The organism is Bosea sp. PAMC 26642 (assembly GCF_001562255.1).
In the GTDB taxonomy this organism is placed as follows: Bacteria; Pseudomonadota; Alphaproteobacteria; order Rhizobiales; family Beijerinckiaceae; genus Allobosea.
This window is the reverse complement of the sequence record NZ_CP014301.1, coordinates 1,719,783-1,737,329: the sequence shown is the minus strand read 5'-3', so window position 1 is coordinate 1,737,329 and position 17,547 is coordinate 1,719,783. Positions and strand designations below refer to the sequence as shown.

At 67.1% G+C, this 17,547-nt stretch carries 14 protein-coding genes; 7 read left to right on the top strand and 7 right to left on the bottom strand.

What is annotated here, in order from left to right; genetic code table 11:
- Positions 1-5: 5 nt before the first annotated feature.
- The 3 genes from AXW83_RS27640 (at position 6) to AXW83_RS08120 (ending at position 1,873) form a co-directional block, all read left to right on the top strand.
- A complete protein-coding gene (locus AXW83_RS27640; protein ID WP_236841860.1) occupies positions 6-599 on the top strand; it encodes a chromate transporter in 594 nt (197 codons plus the stop codon).
- On the top strand, positions 596-1,126 hold the full coding sequence (locus AXW83_RS27635) for a chromate transporter (RefSeq protein ID WP_210179653.1): 531 nt from the start codon (positions 596-598) through the stop codon (positions 1,124-1,126). Before AXW83_RS27640 ends, AXW83_RS27635 begins: the two co-directional genes overlap by 4 nt.
- A gap of 102 nt (positions 1,127-1,228) precedes the next feature.
- Positions 1,229-1,873: a DUF2155 domain-containing protein gene (locus tag AXW83_RS08120; protein ID WP_066612177.1), complete on the top strand. Its 645-nt coding sequence runs from the start codon at positions 1,229-1,231 to the stop codon at positions 1,871-1,873.
- Between the two features lie 8 nt (positions 1,874-1,881).
- On the opposite strand, the gene aat is transcribed toward AXW83_RS08120, so the two are convergent.
- The 5 genes from aat to AXW83_RS08095 form a co-directional block, all read right to left on the bottom strand.
- Positions 1,882-2,511, bottom strand: a complete 630-nt coding sequence (aat, locus tag AXW83_RS08115) for a leucyl/phenylalanyl-tRNA--protein transferase (protein ID WP_236841934.1) — start codon at positions 2,509-2,511, stop codon at positions 1,882-1,884.
- Between the two features lie 223 nt (positions 2,512-2,734).
- Positions 2,735-4,096: an acetyl-CoA carboxylase biotin carboxylase subunit gene (gene accC / locus AXW83_RS08110; protein WP_066620104.1), complete on the bottom strand. Its 1,362-nt coding sequence runs from the start codon at positions 4,094-4,096 to the stop codon at positions 2,735-2,737.
- A 29-nt stretch (positions 4,097-4,125) separates the two neighbouring features.
- Positions 4,126-4,584: an acetyl-CoA carboxylase biotin carboxyl carrier protein gene (gene accB, locus AXW83_RS08105; RefSeq protein WP_066620101.1), complete on the bottom strand. Its 459-nt coding sequence runs from the start codon at positions 4,582-4,584 to the stop codon at positions 4,126-4,128.
- 76 nt (positions 4,585-4,660) lie between these two features.
- Complete coding sequence (gene aroQ / locus AXW83_RS08100) at positions 4,661-5,119, bottom strand: type II 3-dehydroquinate dehydratase (protein ID WP_066612175.1); 459 nt, start codon at positions 5,117-5,119, stop codon at positions 4,661-4,663.
- Between the two features lie 102 nt (positions 5,120-5,221).
- Positions 5,222-6,028 (bottom strand): DsbA family protein, encoded by an 807-nt coding sequence (locus AXW83_RS08095; RefSeq protein ID WP_082767016.1) that lies wholly within the window; start codon positions 6,026-6,028, stop codon positions 5,222-5,224.
- Between the two features lie 137 nt (positions 6,029-6,165).
- Here AXW83_RS08095 and AXW83_RS08090 point away from each other — a divergent pair, with 137 nt between their 5' ends.
- Both AXW83_RS08090 and AXW83_RS08085 read left to right on the top strand, forming a co-directional pair.
- Entirely contained in the window at positions 6,166-7,350 is a 1,185-nt protein-coding gene (locus tag AXW83_RS08090; protein WP_066612174.1) for a pyridoxal phosphate-dependent aminotransferase, read from the top strand.
- A 67-nt stretch (positions 7,351-7,417) separates the two neighbouring features.
- The gene (locus AXW83_RS08085) at positions 7,418-9,682 is read left to right on the top strand and encodes a mechanosensitive ion channel family protein (RefSeq protein WP_082767015.1); all 2,265 of its coding nucleotides are present in this window, start codon (positions 7,418-7,420) and stop codon (positions 9,680-9,682) included.
- A 52-nt stretch (positions 9,683-9,734) separates the two neighbouring features.
- Here AXW83_RS08085 and AXW83_RS08080 read toward each other — a convergent pair whose 3' ends face one another.
- Positions 9,735-10,169 carry a hypothetical protein gene (locus AXW83_RS08080; protein WP_156639875.1) on the bottom strand — a complete coding sequence of 145 codons (435 nt, stop codon included), beginning with the start codon at positions 10,167-10,169 and terminating at the stop codon, positions 9,735-9,737.
- 60 nt (positions 10,170-10,229) lie between these two features.
- Positions 10,230-12,998 (bottom strand): Rne/Rng family ribonuclease, encoded by a 2,769-nt coding sequence (locus AXW83_RS08075; RefSeq protein WP_066612170.1) that lies wholly within the window; start codon positions 12,996-12,998, stop codon positions 10,230-10,232.
- A 607-nt stretch (positions 12,999-13,605) separates the two neighbouring features.
- Here AXW83_RS08075 and AXW83_RS08070 point away from each other — a divergent pair.
- Complete coding sequence (locus AXW83_RS08070) at positions 13,606-14,910, top strand: N-acetylmuramoyl-L-alanine amidase (RefSeq protein WP_066612168.1); 1,305 nt, start codon at positions 13,606-13,608, stop codon at positions 14,908-14,910.
- A gap of 134 nt (positions 14,911-15,044) precedes the next feature.
- Positions 15,045-17,489, top strand: a complete 2,445-nt coding sequence (locus AXW83_RS08065; RefSeq protein WP_066612166.1) for a penicillin-binding protein 1A — start codon at positions 15,045-15,047, stop codon at positions 17,487-17,489.
- The last annotated feature ends 58 nt before the right edge of the window (positions 17,490-17,547 follow it).

The following is a 17,547-nucleotide window of genomic DNA, read 5'->3' as shown; positions in this document are numbered from 1 at the left end:
GACAGGTGCCGTCGCAGGATTTCACGACGCCCTCGGCGGCTGATGTCACCGATCCGGGGCCCGAGCAGACCCGGCCGACCACGCCGCAGATCTTCCTCGCCTTCCTCATGCTCGGCCTGACGGGCTTTGGCGGCGTGCTGCCGATGCTGCGAGACATGCTGGTCGAGCGCCGCAGATGGCTGAACCCCGAGGCGTTCACCGAACTGCTCGGCGTCTGCCAGTTCATGCCCGGCGGCAATGCGATCAACATGTCGGTCGCGGTCGGGCTGAAGTTCCGCGGGGTGCCCGGCGCCCTCGCGGGGTTGCTGGGGATTCTCGCTGCGCCGACGGTGATCGTGATCGGACTCGGCGTGGTCTATGCGCGCTATGCCGACGACCCGCATCTGCGCCATTTCTTCGCCGGTCTCGCGGCCGCCGCGGCAGGCCTTCTGATCTCGACCACGATCAAGATCGGGCTGCCGCTGCGCCGCCGGCCGGTCGGGCTCGCGATCGCGGCGCTCGTCGTGCTGGCCGTGGCCGTGCTGAGGCTGCCGCTCGTGCCAACGCTTCTGGTCATGGCGCCGCTCGGCATCCTGGCAAGCTGGAGGTTCGAGCGGTGACCCCGACGCCGCTGACGCTCTTCCTGATCTTCGCGCAGCTTTCGATGCTGGCCTTCGGCGGCGGCAACACCATGCTGCCGGAGTTGCAGCGGCAGGTCGTCGACCTGCATCACTGGATGACGGCGCGGGAGTTCGGGGCGCTGTTTGCGCTGGCGCAGGCTGCTCCGGGTCCCAACATGATGATCGTGCCGCTGGTCGGGTGGCAGCTGGCGGGGCCGCTCGGCCTGCTCGTCGCCTCGGTCGCCAATTTCGGCATCTCGTCGCTGCTGCTCGGCATCGTCATGCATCTGTGGGAGCGGTTCCGGGACAGGCCCTGGCGCCGCATTGTCCAGGCCGGCCTCGTCCCGATCACGGCGGGCCTCGTTGCAGCCAGCGCCGTACTGATCGGGCAGGCGACAACCCATGAATGGGTCCTGTTGGCGATCGCCGCCGCGAGTGCCGCCGTGATGACCCTGACACGCCTGCACCCGCTCGCCGTGCTGGCCCTCGGGGGCCTGATCGGGCTGACGGGCTTTGGCCTTCCGTAAGTGGCGACCGTGCAGGAAGCGCCCTTTTTCCGCTGCCTTTGGCGTGTTACTGCGCGGGCGGCGCGGCATCGGCCGCCCCCTTTTGAGAGATTCGTGCGCAGCATGTCGCTTCTCCGCCGCCCTTCGGCCGTTGCCGGACTGGTTTCGTCCTTTCTGCTCTCGCTCGCGCTGCCGGGACCGGCCCATGCCGACCGCATCCGCAATCCGACCGCCGTCTTCGCCGGGCTCGACAAGATCACCGGGCGGATCATCTCCTTCGAGGTCGCCATCGACGAGACGGTGCAGTTCGGTGCGCTGCAGCTGACGCCGCGCGTCTGCTGGACGCGGCCGCCGACCGAAGCGCCCCAGACCACGACCTTCACCGAGGTCGACGAGGTGACGTTCAACAACGAATACCGGCGCATCTTCACCGGCTGGATGTATGCGGCGAGCCCCGGCCTGCATGGCGTCGAGCACGCGATCTACGATGTCTGGCTGACCGACTGCAAAGGCGGCACCGAGCTGGTGGTCGATCCGAGGGAACCCGAGGCGCCTGTCGCCGAGGAACCGCGCCGGCCGCCGCGGCCTGCGCCGGCGCGCGACGTGCTCCAGCCGCCGGTGTCGCCGCTGCCTGGCCAGCGCATAGACGTATTGCCGCCGCAGGGCGTGCCGGTGGCGCCGCAGCAGGCGCCAAGCCAGCGCTTCTTCCCGACCAATCCGATCCCCAACCGCAATGTTGGGCCGGACCCCTCGCGCGGCGGCAACTGAGGGCTCGCTCAGGCGTCGGCGAGTTCCGCCAGCACGTCCAAGCCGGTCACGACATGGCCAGCCGGCCAGGGCGACCAGTCGCCGGTGCCTGCCACGGCTCGTTCGAGCAGGATACGGTACGCTTCGCGCGGCACTTCGAGCGTGCCGAACTGCGACAGGTGGCTGGTCTGGAACTGGGCGTCGAGCAGGCCGAAGCCGCCGCGCCGCAGCCGAGCGACGAGATGGACCAGCGCGACCTTCGAGGCGTCGGTCTCGCGATGGAACATGCTTTCCCCGAAGAAGGCGCTGCCCAGAGCCAGGCCGTAGAGTCCGCCGACGAGTCGATCGTTGCGCCAGCACTCGACCGTGTGGGCGTGGCCAAGGTGGAACAGATCCGAGAAAATTCCGCGGATGCGATCGTTGATCCAGGTTTCGGGGCGGTCAGGCTTCGATTCGGCGCAGGCGCCGATGACCTGCTCGAAGGTGCTGTCGATCCGAATTTCGAAGCGGTCGGCACGGACGGTGCGGGCAAGTCGCGCCGGCAGATGGAAGCGATCGAGGGGGATGACGCCGCGAATCTCAGGCTCGACCCAGAAGAGGCTCGGATCGTCGGCGCTCTCGGCCATCGGGAAAATGCCGGCGGCATAGGCGCGCAGCATCACCTCGGGCGTGATCACCGGCGAGCGGACGGGCACGGAGCGGGCTTTCATAAGGGCAGGGGAGCGCGGGGGCGGGGTAGAGTCAAACGGCTTGTCATTCGCGCACTGTCATCCCGGACAAGCGGCGGAGCCGCGCCGATCCGGGATCCATCGTAAAGCGCCGCCGTGCCTTACGATGGATCCCGGATCTCCGCTTCGCTGCGTCCGGGATGACGGCGGAGGATCACGCGGTTTCTTCGCCCATGCCGCCTGCGGCCAAAAACTTCTCCAGCCAGTGGATGTTGTAGTCGCCGTTGAGGATGTCGGGGTTGCGCACCAGCGTGCGGAACAAAGGCAGGGTTGTGTCGACGCCGTCGACGACGAATTCGTCGAGCGAGCGGCGCAGGCGCATCAGGCATTCCGCCCGGTTGCGGCCATGGACGATCAGCTTGCCGACCAGCGAATCGTAGTGCGGCGGGATCGTGTAGCCCTGATAGGCGGCCGAATCGACGCGGACGCCGAGGCCGCCGGGCGTATGGAACGAGGCGATCTTGCCGGGCGAGGGCCGGAAAGTCGCGGGATGCTCGGCGTTGACGCGGCATTCGATGGCGTGGCCCTCGATGACGACGTCCTGTTGCCGGATCGAAAGGGGCGCGCCGGCAGCGATGCGGATTTGCTCGTTGACGAGGTCGATGCCGGTGATCATCTCGGTGACCGGGTGCTCGACCTGGATGCGGGTGTTCATCTCGATGAAGTAGAACTCGCCGTCCCCGTAGAGGAATTCGATGGTGCCGGCGCCGAGATAGCCGAGCTTGGCCATGGCTTCGGCGCAGACCGTGCCGATCCTGTCGCGCTCGCCGGCGTTGAGGGCAGGAGAGGGACCTTCCTCCCAGACCTTCTGGTGGCGGCGCTGCAGCGAGCAGTCGCGCTCGCCGAGATGGATGGCGTGGCCTTTGCCGTCGCCGAGCACCTGGATCTCGATATGGCGCGGTTTTTCGAGGTACTTCTCGATATAGACCGCGTCGTCGCCGAAATTGGCCTTGGCTTCGGTGCGCGCGGTGGAGAGTGAGACGGACATCTCCTCCTCGCTGCGCACAACCTTCATGCCCTTGCCGCCGCCACCGGACGCCGCCTTGATAATGACGGGGAAGCCGATCTCGGCGGCGATGCGCAGGGCCTCGTCGTCGTCGGTGACGCCACCTTCGGAGCCCGGAACGCAGGGGATGCCGAGCGCCTTTGCCGTGCGCTTGGCTTCGATCTTGTCGCCCATGCTGCGGATATGCTCGGCCTTGGGGCCGATGAAGGTGATTTTGTGCCGATCGAGGATCTCGGCGAAGCGGGCGTTCTCGGAGAGGAAGCCGTAGCCGGGATGGACCGCGTCGGCGCCGGTGATCTCGCAGGCGGCGATCAGGGCCGGGATGTTGAGATAGCTCTCGCGGGCCGAGGGCGGGCCGATGCAGACGCTCTCGTCGGCGAGACGCACATGCATGGCGTTGGCGTCGGCGGTCGAGTGCACCGCGACGGTGGCGATGCCGAGCTCCTTGGCGGCGCGCAGCACGCGAAGCGCGATCTCTCCCCGGTTGGCGATCAGGATCTTGTCGAACATCTTGAAGCCGTCCGTATCCCGTGCGCCGGTCACTCGATCACCAGGAGCGGCTCGCCGTATTCGACCGGCTGCCCGTCCTCGACCAGAATGGCGACGACCTTGCCGGCACGCGGCGCGACGATGTCGTTGAAGGTCTTCATCGCCTCGACCAGCAACAGCCGGTCGCCTGCCTTAACGACCGAGCCGATCTCGACGAAGGGCTTTGCCTCCGGCGAGGAGCGGCGATAGGCGGTGCCGACCATCGGCGACGCAACGGCGCCGGGATGGGCGGCAGCGGCCTTTCCTTCGGCGGGGGCTGCGGCGGCGGGCGCCGCCAGCGGGGCGGCCTGCGCCATGGGGGCGGGCACCTGCACGGTCGCGGTGATGGTGCGGGCGACGCGGACGCGCAGATCGCCCTTCTCGACCTCGATCTCGGTCAGATCGGTCTCGTTGAGAAGCTGGGCGAGTTCGCGCACCAGTTCGGGGTCGATCGGGCTCTTGGTCGCCATGGCGGTGTCCGTCTTCGTCATGTGTTCATGAGGGGCAGCGGCTGCAGAGAGGAGCCGTCCCAGGGATACGGGTAATTCAGGCGGCCGGTTTCGCAGCGCGCTTTTCGAGAAGAGGCACGATCGCGTCGAAAGCGAGGTCGTAGCTGGCGACACCGAAGCCGCAGATCACGCCGACGCAGACCGGCGCCATGTAGGAATGGTGCCGGAAGTCCTCGCGGGCATGGACATTCGAGACGTGGACCTCGATCGCCAGCGCTTCGGTGCCCTTGATCGCGTCGCGCAGTGCGACCGAAGTGTGGGTGTAGGCGCCGGCATTGATGATGACGCCCGCGCCGGCAAGGCCCGCCTCCTGGATGAAGGTGACGAGCTCGCCCTCGTAGTTGGTCTGGCGGAAGGTCAGCTCGACGCCGGCGGCATCCGCCTTCGCCTTCAGCCGCGCCTCGACGCCGGCCAGCGTGACCGCGCCATAGGTGGCCGGTTCGCGGGTGCCGAGCAGATTGAGATTGGGACCGTTGAGAACGTGGACGGCGACCATGGCGCGCGTTGATTCCAGCGCCGCCCGAAAGCGGCAGACGTCGCTCTCATAAACGCTGCGGGCCGGCAGGGGAAGCCTGATGCCGACCGAAGTCCGACGTGATCAGCCGCTGCAGGTCGCCTTGCCGCATTTGCGGACGGAGTCGATCTTGGCCTTGAGCGCTGCCTGGCCGACCGCGCCGAAGATGACTTCGTCGGCAAGGATGAAGGCTGGCGTGCCGGTCAGGCCGAGCCGGTCGCCCAGCGCCACCGTGTCCTCGATCACGGCTTTGGTCTGCGCGGAGTCCATGTCCTTCTTCAGCCGCTCGACATCGGCCCCGGCCTCCTTGGCGATTTCAAGTGCCTTGACGCCGTTGATCCGGCCCTTGGTCGCCATCAGCCTGTTGTGAAACTCGAAGTATTTCGGGCCCTGAAGCTGGGTCATGGCCGCGACCGCGACGCGGCTGGCCTCGACCGAATCGGGCCCCAAAATCGGGAAGTCCTTGATCACGACCTTGAGCTTGGGGTCGTCCTTGGTGAGCGCACGGACATCCTCCAGCGCCCTTTTGCAGAAGCCGCAATTGTAATCCATGAACTCGACGATGGTGACGTCGCCCTGGGGATTGCCGACGATCGCCGATGTCTTCGGATCGATCAGTCGGGCCATTTCGGCCGTAACGGCACTGCGCTGCGCCTCCGCCTGCGCGACACTGTTGCGGCGTTCGAGCTCGACCATCGCCTCCTGGATGATCTCGGGATTCTGCAGGATCACCTCGCGGACGAGGGCCATCACGGCCTTGCGCTGCTCGGGCGTGAGCGCAGGGGCCTGGGCGGAGGCCAGCGAGCCGGCGAGGCCGAGCGCGCAGAAGGCCAGCAGGACCGGCTTCAGCAGCCGGGCGAGAACCGGGCGGAGCCCAAGGGTCAAAACCATGTCGTCAATCCTTTCGGCTCGCCGGCCGGGTCGCGGAGCATCGGGTTGCCCTGCTTCTGTGACGTTGTCATGCCGGCGTCAAATCACAGCTCTGCCAGCGGTTGCGGGGAAGGGGTTGCTCGGTTACGGCAGCCGGCATGAGCAAGTCAGATTCCGCCTTTGCCCCCATGCTCGCGGCGCGCGCGCAGGCGGTCTCGCCCTTTATCGTCATGGACGTGATGAACCAGGCTGCTGCGATCGAGCGGGCCGGCGGCTCGGTGATACATATGGAGGTCGGCCAGCCCTCGGCGCCGACGCCGGCCTCGATCCGGGCGGCGGCATCACGGGCGCTGGAGCATGGCCGCATCGGATATACTCAGGCGCTCGGCACGGATTCGCTGAGGGAGCGCATCGCGCGACATTACCAGGACGCGTATGGCGTCAGCGTGGCGGCGCAGCGCATCGTGGTGACGACGGGCTCGTCGGGCGGCTTTATCCTGGCGTTCCTGGCCTGTTTCCAGCCGGGCGCGCGCGTCGCCATCACCGCGCCGGGCTATCCGGCCTATCGCAACATCCTGATCGCGCTTGGGCTGGAGCCGGTGGCCATCGAGGTCGGGCCGGAGACGCGCTTCGCGCTGACGCCGGAGTTGATCGCCAAAGCGCATTCTGGGAAGCCCCTGGCGGGCGTGCTGACGATGAGTCCGGCCAACCCGACCGGGGTGGTGATGGCGCCGGACGCGATCGCGGCCGTGGCGGCGGAATGCCGCCGGCTCGGGCTCTGGTACATCTCCGACGAGATCTATCACGGGCTGACCTACGAGGCGCCGGCGACGACGGCGCTGGTGGCCGATCCCGACGCGATCATCGTCAACTCATTTTCGAAGTACTACTGCATGACCGGCTGGCGCGTCGGCTGGCTCGTGGTGCCGGAGCGCATGGTGCGCACGATCGAGCGGCTGCAGCAGAATTTCTCGATCTCGGTGCCCTATCTCAGCCAGGTCGCGGGTGAGGCGGCCTTCGAGGCGACGGCGGAATGCGAGGCGATCAAGGCGGGCTATGCGGAGAACCGCGCCTTCCTGCTGAAGGCGCTGCCGGAGATCGGGCTCGGCGATTTTCGGCCCGTGGACGGCGCGTTCTACATCTATTGCGATATCGGGCGATATTCCAACGATTCCATGCAGTTCTGCCGGGATGTTCTGGAGCAGAGTCACGTCGCGATCACGCCGGGTCTGGATTTCGACGAGGGACGCGGGTCGCGCACGATCCGCCTGTCCTTCGCCGGCTCGCTGGCGGAGTGCGAGGAGGCGGTGTCGCGGCTTGGCGGCTGGCTGCAGCGGCGCTGAAACGCGGCGGTTGCCAAGGGCGAGCGGATACGCATTCTCGCTGCTAGAAGAGGAACGGAGACGAGCGATGGATCGCGCTGGAACTGGCGGGGTCGTGCCGAGACGAGCCCGCATGGGGCTTCTCGCTCTCCTGGCCATCGCAATGGCAAGCATTGCCTTGCCGACGCAGGCCCCGGCTCAATCTCCGGTCATCCTGACCCTGCGGGGCGACGAGACGCCCGAGACCATCCGCAAGATGGTCGATGCGCTGTCGAGCGAGGGCCGGCAGGTCGAGATCCGGATGGGGTCGACGCCCGCTCCCGCGGCCATGCCAGCAAAGGCCAGGCCCGAGGCCGTTCAACCACATGTGGTCGAGGAAGAGACGATCGTCACCCAGATCGACGCATTCCTGGATCATTTCGTCGCCGGCCTCGAATATGGGAGGGCAGCCGTTCCCAGCGTCGCTGCGCTGCCGGGCGATTGGGAGCGGGCCTGGCGCGGCAATCTGAACGGCCTGACCGGGCTTAGCGCCGGGTGGCGGATCGTGTTGATCGCGCTTCTGGCGCTCGCCGTCGCCGCTGCGTTCCGATTGGTGAGCGCGAGATGGTTTGCACACAAGTTGCGGCCCTCGGGGCCAGAGTTCACGCCCCGCCTGATCGCCTCGTCCTGGGGGCTCCTCCAGGATGTGGCCATGATCATCCTCGCGCTGGCGGCGGCGCGCTTCACACGCAATGGCTGGCTGCCGGAGCCCGATCTCGCGCTCGCGACGCTGACGACGGCCGCCAACGGTACGGCGATCGGGGCCATCTATATCGCGGTCGGGCGTTTCCTGCTGGCGCCCGGCGCCCCGGAGCGCCGGATCATGCCGCTGCCGCGCGCGGAGCGCCATTTCAAGATGCTGATCGTCTATGCCGTGGTGACGCCGGTGATCGTCGTCGGACTCCTGCTGGCGAGCCGCGTTTCGTCGGGTCCGCTGCCGGTGGCCGGGCTACTGGCCCTGTCGAGCCTGCTCGGGCTGGTCTTCAAGGTCTGGTGGTTTTACGACATGCGCCGAGATCTCGGTGCGCTCATCCTGAACGGTTCGGCCGAGCCCGGGCCGTGGCGGCGCCTGATCGCACTCATGGCGCCCTGGTTCTACATAGCCTCTGCAGTGGCGCTCTGGGTTGTCGGCAATGCCGCGGCGATGATGGCCAATGGCGGGCGCTGGGCCGAGGCCGCCGCGCTGACCCAGACGGCGATCGTCATCATCCCGATCCTCGCGGTCGGGATCGGCAGCCTGCTCGACTGTCGGGCGGCACGGCTCCAGGTCGGGGCGGACGCGACGCCGCTCTCGCACGCGACCGGCGCGGCGCTTCGCGCAGGCGCGGTCGGCGTCTTGTGGGCAGCGGGTTTCTTCGTCCTGGCGCGGCTCTGGGCCGGTCTGCTGCTGGGCATGAGCACGGGCCAGTTCACCGCCTTCTCGCGCCAGGCCGCCGGGGTCGCGATCTTCGCCTTCGCCGGCTGGGTCGCGCTCGTGTTCCTGCGCGCCTTCTTCGATGCCTACACGCCCAAGCGGACGGCCACCGGCCCGACGGAAGAGGACGACGCGCATGGTGAGAGCGTTCCGACGCGGCTCGCGACCGTGCTGCCGGTGCTGCGCGGCGTGGTGCTCGGCGCGGTCGTCGGCCTGACCATTCTGATCGTGCTGTCGCGGCTGGGGGTCGATATCGGGCCGCTGCTCGCCGGCTTCGGCATTCTCGGTCTCGCCATTTCATTCGGCTCGCAGGCGCTGGTGCGCGACATCGTGTCGGGCGTCTTCTTCATGCTGGAGGACGCCTTCCGCGTTGGCGAATACGTCGATACCGGGCGCCTCAAGGGAACGGTCGAGAAGATCTCGCTGCGCTCGATGCAGATGCGCCATCAGAGCGGGCAGATCCACACCGTGCCCTTCGGGCAGATCCAATCGTTGACCAATGCCAGCCGCGACTGGGCGACGGTGAAGTTCAACGTTCGGCTCGATCATTCGGCCGATATCGAGCAGGCGCGCAAGACCATCAAGAAGACGGGCCTCGCTCTGCTGGAGGACCCCGAATTCGGGCCGCATTTCATCGCGCAGCTCAAGATGCAGGGCGTTGCCGACATCACCGACAGCGCCGTCGTGATCCGGCTGAAATTCACCGGCAAACCCAACCATGCCTCGATGCTGCAGCGCGAGGCGCTGAAGCGGGTCTATCGCGCGCTGAATGAGGCCAAGGTGCCGTTCGCCTCCAACGCCGTGACGGTGCGCGGCGGGGAGGGAGGCGCGGGTGCGAATGCAGCGGCGGCGATCTCGGCCGTGCCGCCGCCGAGCCCGCTGGCGCCCGCGGCGGGGTGAGGGTGGGCGTTGGGCTGTGCCCCACGCGGAGTGCTCCGATGCTGAGCCGTCGCTACCACGGCTTGCCCTTCTGGAAGAGGTTGATGGAAGCATCACCCAGAACCCAGAACAGGGCAGGAAAATTGTGCTGGCCAACACCGGAGAACAACAGGGCGAACCCGGTCGTCGTGAGCACCGCTCCGGCGATTACAAACAGACGCGCCGTCGAAACGAATGAGGCGACTTCGGCTCGGCGACTGGCGCGGGCGGTATGCGGTTGGTCCGCTTCGGTTTGAAAATGCCGAGCGTAGGCCTCCGGCGTCGATTGCGTTCCGACAGGCCGGTCGCCTTCCAGTTCCACCCGGACTGCGACGAACAATACGAGCAGGCCAAGAAGCCCAACGCCGAGGCCGCCAAGCATTTGCCATCCGAGTCCAGCAAGACCGATCAGCAATATTGCGCCAAGCGCAATCAAGATTTGCCTTTCGCGATTGCGGGGCGGTGGCATTGCAAGCACCTCGGGTCCAGAAAAAGGCCGCTGCGGTGTCCCGCAGCGGCCTTTTTCATCTCAGCCTCGTCCGGCCAGCTTGTTCCACCAGCCGCCGCGCTTGGGGCGGTCCGGGTCGGGCTCGGTCAGGACCACTGCCACGGGTTCCTCGACGAGGCGCGGCTTGGGCGCTGGTGTCGGCTCGGGCTCGGGCGCGGGCTCAGCCGCAACGGGCACCTCGACCGGGGCAGGGGCTGCTTCGGCCGCCGGCGCCGGTTCGCCACCTTCGGTAATCGGCACGACCTTCTTTCGAGGAGCCCTGACGCGCTTGGGCTTCTCGGCCGGTCCTGGCGCCTCGGGCTCAGCAGCGACGGCTTCCGTCACCGCCTCCACCGTCTCGGAGACGGCTGCGGCATCGGCGGGAGCCTCGGCGTCGGCCTTGGGCTTGCGCCCACCACGACGGCCACGGCGCGGCTTGGCGTCCTCGGCTTCCGGTTCGGCTGCGACGGGCGCCTCGACCGGCTCGGAGGCGACAACCTCCGCGACGGTTTCGCTCTCGCTCGTCTCGGCGGCGTTCTCGTCGCCGTCCTCGTCGTCGCCTTCGCCGTCCTCGTCACCTTCGGCATCGCTGCCGCCGTCGAGCCGCACGCCATTGGCGTCGCGCTCGCCGCCACGCCGCCGCCGGCGACGACGCCGGCGCTTGCGGCCGCCTTCACCGCGGGCCTCGCCCTCGGCCAGCTCCGGCTTGTTCTCGTTGGCGACCGCATCGACCTCCTGCTCGGCGTCGAGCGCTTCGGCTTCGGCGGCGGCATCGAGCGCCTCGTCATCGTCATCGGCGACAGTCTCGGCCCTGAAGCTTGTCGGGATCACCCGGCCTTCATTGCCGACGAACTCGCCGCGCTCGACCTCGAAATAGCGGGTGCCGAGCAGAGTGGCATCGACTGTGACGCCGATCGAGATGGCGAAGCGGGTTTCGAGGTCGGTCAGGTGGGCGCGCTTCTGGTTGAGTACATAAAGCGCAACATCCGGCCGTGTCCGGACGGTGAGGTTGTGCGAGGCGCTCTTGATCAAGGCCTCTTCCAACGCCCGCAGGATCTGCAACGCGACGGACGGGATCGAGCGCATCATGCCGGCGCCGGCGCAGTGCGGGCAGGGAATGGACGAGCTCTCCAGTACGCCGGTCCGGATGCGCTGGCGCGACATTTCGAGCAGGCCGAAGGCGGATATGCGGCCGATCTGGATGCGGGCGCGATCGTCCTTGAGGCAGTCCTTCAGCTTCTTCTCGACGGCGCGGTTGTTGCGGTTCTCGTCCATGTCGATGAAATCGATCACGATGAGACCGGCGAGATCGCGCAGGCGAAGCTGGCGGGAGATTTCCTCCGCCGCTTCGATATTGGTCTTGAGGGCGGTGTCCTCGATATTGTGCTCGCGGGTCGAGCGCCCGGAGTTGATGTCGATGGCGACCAGCGCCTCGGTCTGGTTGATGACGATGTAGCCGCCCGATTTCAGCGTCACCGTGCTGGAGAACATCGCATCGAGCTGGCTTTCGACGCCGAAGCCCGCGAAGAGCGGCGTCTGCTCGCGATAGGCCTTCACGCTCTTTGCCTGGCTCGGCATGAGCATGCGCATGAATTCCTTGGCCTCGCGATAGGCTTCGTCACCGGCGACGTGGACCTCGTCGATATCCTTGTTGTAGAGGTCGCGGATCGAGCGCTTAACGAGGTTGCCCTCCTCATAGACCAGCGCCGGGGCGACCGAGGCCAGCGTGAGTTCGCGCACGCTCTCCCACATCCGCATCAGATATTCGTAGTCGCGCTTGATCTCGACCTTGGTGCGCGAGGCGCCGGCCGTGCGCAGGATGATGCCCATGCCGTCGGGCACCTCCAGCTCGGAGGCGACTTCCTTGAGGCGCTTGCGATCTTCCGTGTTGGTGATCTTGCGCGAGATGCCGCCGCCCTTGCCGGTGTTGGGCATCAGGACCGAATAACGGCCGGCGAGCGAGAGATAGGTGGTGAGCGCCGCGCCCTTGTTGCCGCGCTCTTCCTTGACGACCTGGACCAGGATGATCTGGCGGCGCTTGATCACCTCCTGGATCTTGTACTGGCGGCGTGACTGGCGCTGCGGACGCTCCTGGATGTCGTCGAGCGCGTCGCCGCCGCCAAGCTGCTCGGGCTCCTCGTGCTCGGCGTCGTCGCCGTGCTCGTCGCCATCCTCGTCCTCTTCGGCGGGCCTGCGGGCCTCTTGCGCCTCAGCGGGAGCCTCGGATTCATCGAGGGCTTCCGTCTCGAAGGTCAGGGGCGCCGCGTTCTCGACGGCGTCCTCGTTGTCCGATTCGGCGACGCTCGGAGCGAAGTCTTCGCCAAAGGCGGGCGCGCCCTCGTTGACCATGGCGGCTTCCTTGCCGTCGGTCTCGACGATCGCGGTCTCGCCATCGACCTCCGCACTGATCGTCTCGTCGTTCGCGGCCTTCTTGGCGCGTCCGTCACGGTCCCCCCTGCGGCCGCGATCGCGGCGGCCGCCGCGCTTCTCGCGCTTTTCCTCGGCGTGCTCGTCCTCGCGGTCGGCGCGGGCCTCCTCGGCGATCAGGGCCTGCCGGTCGGCAACCGGGATCTGGTAATAGTCCGGGTGGATTTCGGAGAAGGCGAGGAAGCCGTGGCGGTTGCCGCCATATTCAACGAAGGCGGCTTGGAGCGAAGGCTCCACGCGCGTCACCTTCGCCAAGTAGATGTTGCCCCGCAGCGGCTTGCGGCTGGCGGATTCGAAGTCAAACTCCTCGACGCGCGATCCGCGGACCACCACGACCCGGGTCTCTTCCGGGTGGGTGGCATCGATAAGCATCTTGTTGGCCATCAGAGGTTTCCATTGGCGCAGCCGTCGTCATGACCCGCCGGGCTGCGGACGGAAATCCGCTGCCGCGGGCAGGGACGCCGCGCTGAGGCCGGCTTTCGCCGGCATGTTGCAGGAGGGAGGCGAGTTTGATCGAGACAGATCTGCGGCTCGGGAAATCCGAACGGGCGCACAGCCCGTCACGGTCCCGCAGGTATGGACGAACCACCGATGCGATATGCGGCGTCGTATGCCCCGACATCTGTCCTGACCTGCGGCGCGCCTGCCGAAAAAGACGAAGCACGCCGCGTTTGCACGCTCGCGAGACTGGCCTTGCGTCGAACTTGCGTACTGACGCCGGCCGTCCGCGGACGATCCGTTACGGTTGACTGAAACCGGAACCCGGACGCCGACGGATCTTGACGATCCGGATGCGCACCATGGGCGGCTTCGCAATGCAACCAACTGCATTACAGACAGGTGACAGCGATTTGCAAGTCGGATCGTGTCGGGCAGGTCACATCGTGTTGTGATCAGGCCATCGCCGGAGTGGGCCGGTTCACGGCTCGACGGCGGCGTGGTAACCGACCGTTAATGGCTCGCGTCGTTATGGTTAAACTTCGGTGACGTTTTGGCCTCGATCACGTTGATAAGGACATTCGCCCTGACATTTCACACCCATTCCCGCGGCGCCGGCTCCGGCTGGTCCTTCTCACAGGCGCTGTCGCGCCTGGTGCTGGGCGCGTGGCTGGTGATGTGCGGCGTGGGCCCTGCCATGGCCAATCCCAAACCCGCCAGCGACTTTCCCGTCGCGACCGACGCCAGGCTCGAGCAGGCCGGCGAGATCGTGCGCCTGACCATGACGCTGTCGCAGCCGGTGGCGGTGGCGACGCTGGTCACGGCCGGGCCCGACCGCGTCATCGTCGATCTGCCCTCGGTGAATTTCCAGGTCCAGCCGGCCGCCGCGCGCAAGAGCGTCGGCTTCGTCGGCGCCTATCGATTCGGGTTGTTCACGGCCGAGCGCTCGCGAATCATCCTGGACCTGACGCAGCCTGCGCTGGTGGCGCGGGCCGAGGTGAAGCCGGTGCGCGGCGGTTTCGGCGAGCTGGTGATCGAACTCAGGCGCACGAGCCGCGCTGAATTTCTAGCCGCCGCAGCCCGCTCCGGCCCCGAGGCGGGGAGTCCGGCGCCGCCGGCCGTCGTGCCGGCAAAGCCGTTAGGGGAAACACGCAAGATCGTCGTGATCGACCCCGGCCATGGCGGCATCGACCCTGGCGCGGTCGTCGCGTCGATCGCCGAGAAATCGGTCGTGCTGGCGTTCGGGGCGCTGCTCAAAGAGCAGCTCGAGGCAGGCGGCCGCTACAAGGTGCTGATGACGCGCGACGACGACCGCTTCGTGGCGCTGGCCGAGCGTGTCCGCATCGCGAGGCAGGCGGGGGCCGATCTCTTCTTGTCGATCCATGCCGATTCGCTGACGCAGGCGCAGGATGTGCGCGGTGCGACGGTCTATACCGGCTCGGAACGCGCCACGGACGCGGAGGCCGCCCGGCTCGCGGCCAAGGAAAACCAGGCCGATGCCGTCGCGGGGCTCGATTCGAGCGAGGACGTCCATGACGTCGCCGGAATCCTGATGGATCTGGCCAAGCGAGAGACCAGAACCTTCTCCTCGGTGTTCGCGCGCAATCTCGTCGACAAGCTTGGCGGCTCGGTGAAGATGCACAAGGTGCCGCTGCGTTCGGCGGGGTTCCGCGTCCTCAGCGCGCCGGACGTCCCGTCCGTGCTGGTCGAGCTGGGCTACATGTCCAGCCCGAAAGATGCCGAACTGCTGAACTCCGCGGCATGGCGGCTGCAGGCGGTGAGCGCGGTGCGCGACGCGATCGAGAGCCACTTCCAGCCCGAGCGCCTCGTCGGCAAGGAGGCTGGAAACCGGCGCTGAGCTTGCGCTTGCGCTGTGGGCGATTGTGGTCGATAGGCCACGGTTCCGCCATTTACGGCATGTTATAGACATGAAATCTGCAAGGCGTCCGATTTGGGCGCGCCGGACGCTAATCACGAGGGCCGGGGCCTGAAATGCGGTTTGTTCTGCGAATCTTCGGATGGTTGTTCGCCGCAGGCGCGATCGTCTTCGTCATCGGCGCCGTCGCGGCCGCCGGGCTCGTCTGGCATTTCTCCAGGGACCTGCCAGATTCGGCGCAGCTGCGGAACTACGAGCCGCCGGTGATGACCCGCGTCCATGCCGGCGACGGCTCGCTGATCGCCGAATTCGCGCGCGAGCGCCGGCTTTATTTGCCGATCCAGGCCGTGCCCAAGCTGATCATCGACGCCTATCTCTCGGCCGAGGACAAGAATTTCTACAAGCATGTCGGCGTCGACCCCGAGGGTCTGGTGCGCGCCGCGATCACCAATTTCCGTAATCGTGCCGCCGGCCGCCGGCCGCAGGGCGCCTCGACGATCACCCAACAGGTCGCCAAGAACTTCCTGGTCGGCTCCGAGCAGAACATCGAGCGCAAGATCCGCGAAGCGCTGGTCGCGCTGCGAATCGAGTCGACCTATTCGAAGGACAAGATTCTCGAGCTCTATCTCAACGAGATCTATCTCGGCGCGCCAGCACCAGGGCAGGGCAGCTACGGCATCGCCGCGGCGGCGCTGAACTATTTCGGCAAGTCCGTGCATGAGCTGAACCTGCAGGAGGCGGCCTATCTCGCCGCCCTGCCGAAGGCGCCGACCGACCTGCATCCGTTCCGCAACCGCGAGCGGGCGATCGAGCGCCGCAACTATGTGATCGACCGCATGGTCGAGAACGGGGTCGTCAAGCGCGAGGCCGGCGACGCGGCCAAGAACCAGCCGCTCGGCGTCAATCCGCGCACGGTCTCGGCCAACAACATAGCGGCGGGCTATTTCGCCGAGGAAATCCGGCGCGAGCTGCAGGACCGCTACGGCGAGAAGAAGCTGCTGGAAGGCGGCCTCTCGGTGCGTTCCACGGTCGATCCGAAGATGCAGCTTTTGGCGCGCAAATCGCTCGTCGATGGGCTGGTGCGCTTCGACGAGGCGCGCGGCTGGCGCGGCGCGATTCAGAAGCTCGAACTCGGCGCGCGCGACTGGGGGTTGGCGATCGGCGAACTGCCCGTGCTCGGCGATGTCGCGCCGTGGCGGCTGGCAGTGGTACTCGAGGTCGCGGGCGACAGCGCCCGGCTTGGCCTGCATCCGCTGCGCGAGAACTCCGGCCAGCTCAAAAGCGACCGCGAGACCGTGACGCTGGCGGGCGAGGGCATCAAATGGACGCGGCGCGCCCGCGTCTCGCAGGCGGTCTCGACCGGCGACGTGGTCTATGTCGAGCCGATCGACGGCCGTGCGGGCCAGGTCCGTCTGCGGCAATTGCCGGAGGTCAACGGCGCCATCACCGTGATGGACCCGTTCTCGGGCCGCGTTCTGGCGATGGTCGGCGGCTTCTCGCATGATCAGTCGGAGTTCAACCGGGCGACGCAGGCGCTGCGCCAGCCGGGTTCGTCCTTCAAGCCCTTCGTCTATGCGACCGCGCTCGACAACGGCTACACGCCGTCGAGCATCGTGCTGGATGCGCCGATCGAGGTCGACCAGGGCGGTGGGCTCGGCATGTGGCGGCCGGAGAACTACGACGGCAAATCGACCGGGCCGCGGACGCTGCGTTACGGCATCCAGTTCTCCAAGAACCTGATGACGGTCAGGCTCGCCAAGGATGTCGGCATGCCGCTGATCGCGGAATATGCCCGCCGCTTCGGCGTCTATGATGACATGCTGCCGGTGCTCTCGATGGCGCTGGGTGCGGGCGAGACCACGGTGATGCGGATGACGGCCGGCTACGCCATGCTCGTCAACGGCGGCAAGCGCATCCGACCGACGCTGATCGACCGCATCCAGGATCGCTGGGGCGGCACGATCTTCCGGCACGACCAGCGTATCTGCGAAGGCTGCAATGCCGAGAAGTGGAACAGCCAGCGCGAGCCGCGCCTCGTCGACAACCGAGACCAGGTGCTCGATCCGCTGACCGCCTACCAGATGGTCTCGATCCTGGAAGGTGTGGTCAACGCGGGCACGGCGACCGTGGTCAAGACCGTCGGAAAGCCGCTTGGCGGCAAGACCGGCACCACGAACGATGCCAAGGACGTCTGGTTCGTCGGCTTTTCGCCGGACCTCGCCGTCGGCGTCTATATGGGCTTCGACAAGCCGAAATCACTCGGCACCTCGGCGACGGCGGGCCAATATGCCGCGCCGATCTTCCGCGACTTCATGATGGCTGCGCTGAAGGACAAGCCGGCCACGCCGTTCCGCGTGCCCGCCGGCATCAAGCTGATCCGCGTCGATCCCAAGACCGGGATGCGCTCGGGCGGCGAGGGGGGCATCCTGGAGGCGTTCAAGCCCGGGACGGCGCCACCCGACAGCTATTCCGTCATCGGCGCGGCGGGCGACGGCTCGGCTCCACTCAATGTTTCGCCCGGCGGGAGGGGCGTCAGTTCGGGGACCGGCGGATTGTATTGAGGGTTTTCGCATATAGCGCGAGGAACCCTCTCCCGGAGGGAGAGGGTAGGTGAGGGGT

Bases quoted from the DNA above. Each gene is read 5' to 3' on its own strand.
- accC (WP_066620104.1), bottom strand. From the start codon at position 4,096: ATGTTCGACAAGATCCTGATCGCCAACCGGGGAGAGATCGCGCTTCGC.
- AXW83_RS08075 (WP_066612170.1), bottom strand. From the start codon at position 12,998: ATGGCCAACAAGATGCTTATCGATGCCACCCACCCGGAAGAGACCCGG.
- AXW83_RS08080 (WP_156639875.1), bottom strand. From the start codon at position 10,169: ATGCCACCGCCCCGCAATCGCGAAAGGCAAATCTTGATTGCGCTTGGC.
- AXW83_RS08095 (WP_082767016.1), bottom strand. From the start codon at position 6,028: ATGGTTTTGACCCTTGGGCTCCGCCCGGTTCTCGCCCGGCTGCTGAAG.
- accB (WP_066620101.1), bottom strand. From the start codon at position 4,584: ATGGCGACCAAGAGCCCGATCGACCCCGAACTGGTGCGCGAACTCGCC.
- AXW83_RS08085 (WP_082767015.1), top strand. From the start codon at position 7,418: ATGGATCGCGCTGGAACTGGCGGGGTCGTGCCGAGACGAGCCCGCATG.
- AXW83_RS08120 (WP_066612177.1), top strand. From the start codon at position 1,229: ATGTCGCTTCTCCGCCGCCCTTCGGCCGTTGCCGGACTGGTTTCGTCC.
- aroQ (WP_066612175.1), bottom strand. From the start codon at position 5,119: ATGGTCGCCGTCCACGTTCTCAACGGTCCCAATCTCAATCTGCTCGGC.
- aat (WP_236841934.1), bottom strand. From the start codon at position 2,511: ATGCTGCGCGCCTATGCCGCCGGCATTTTCCCGATGGCCGAGAGCGCC.
- AXW83_RS08065 (WP_066612166.1), top strand. From the start codon at position 15,045: ATGCGGTTTGTTCTGCGAATCTTCGGATGGTTGTTCGCCGCAGGCGCG.
- AXW83_RS08090 (WP_066612174.1), top strand. From the start codon at position 6,166: ATGAGCAAGTCAGATTCCGCCTTTGCCCCCATGCTCGCGGCGCGCGCG.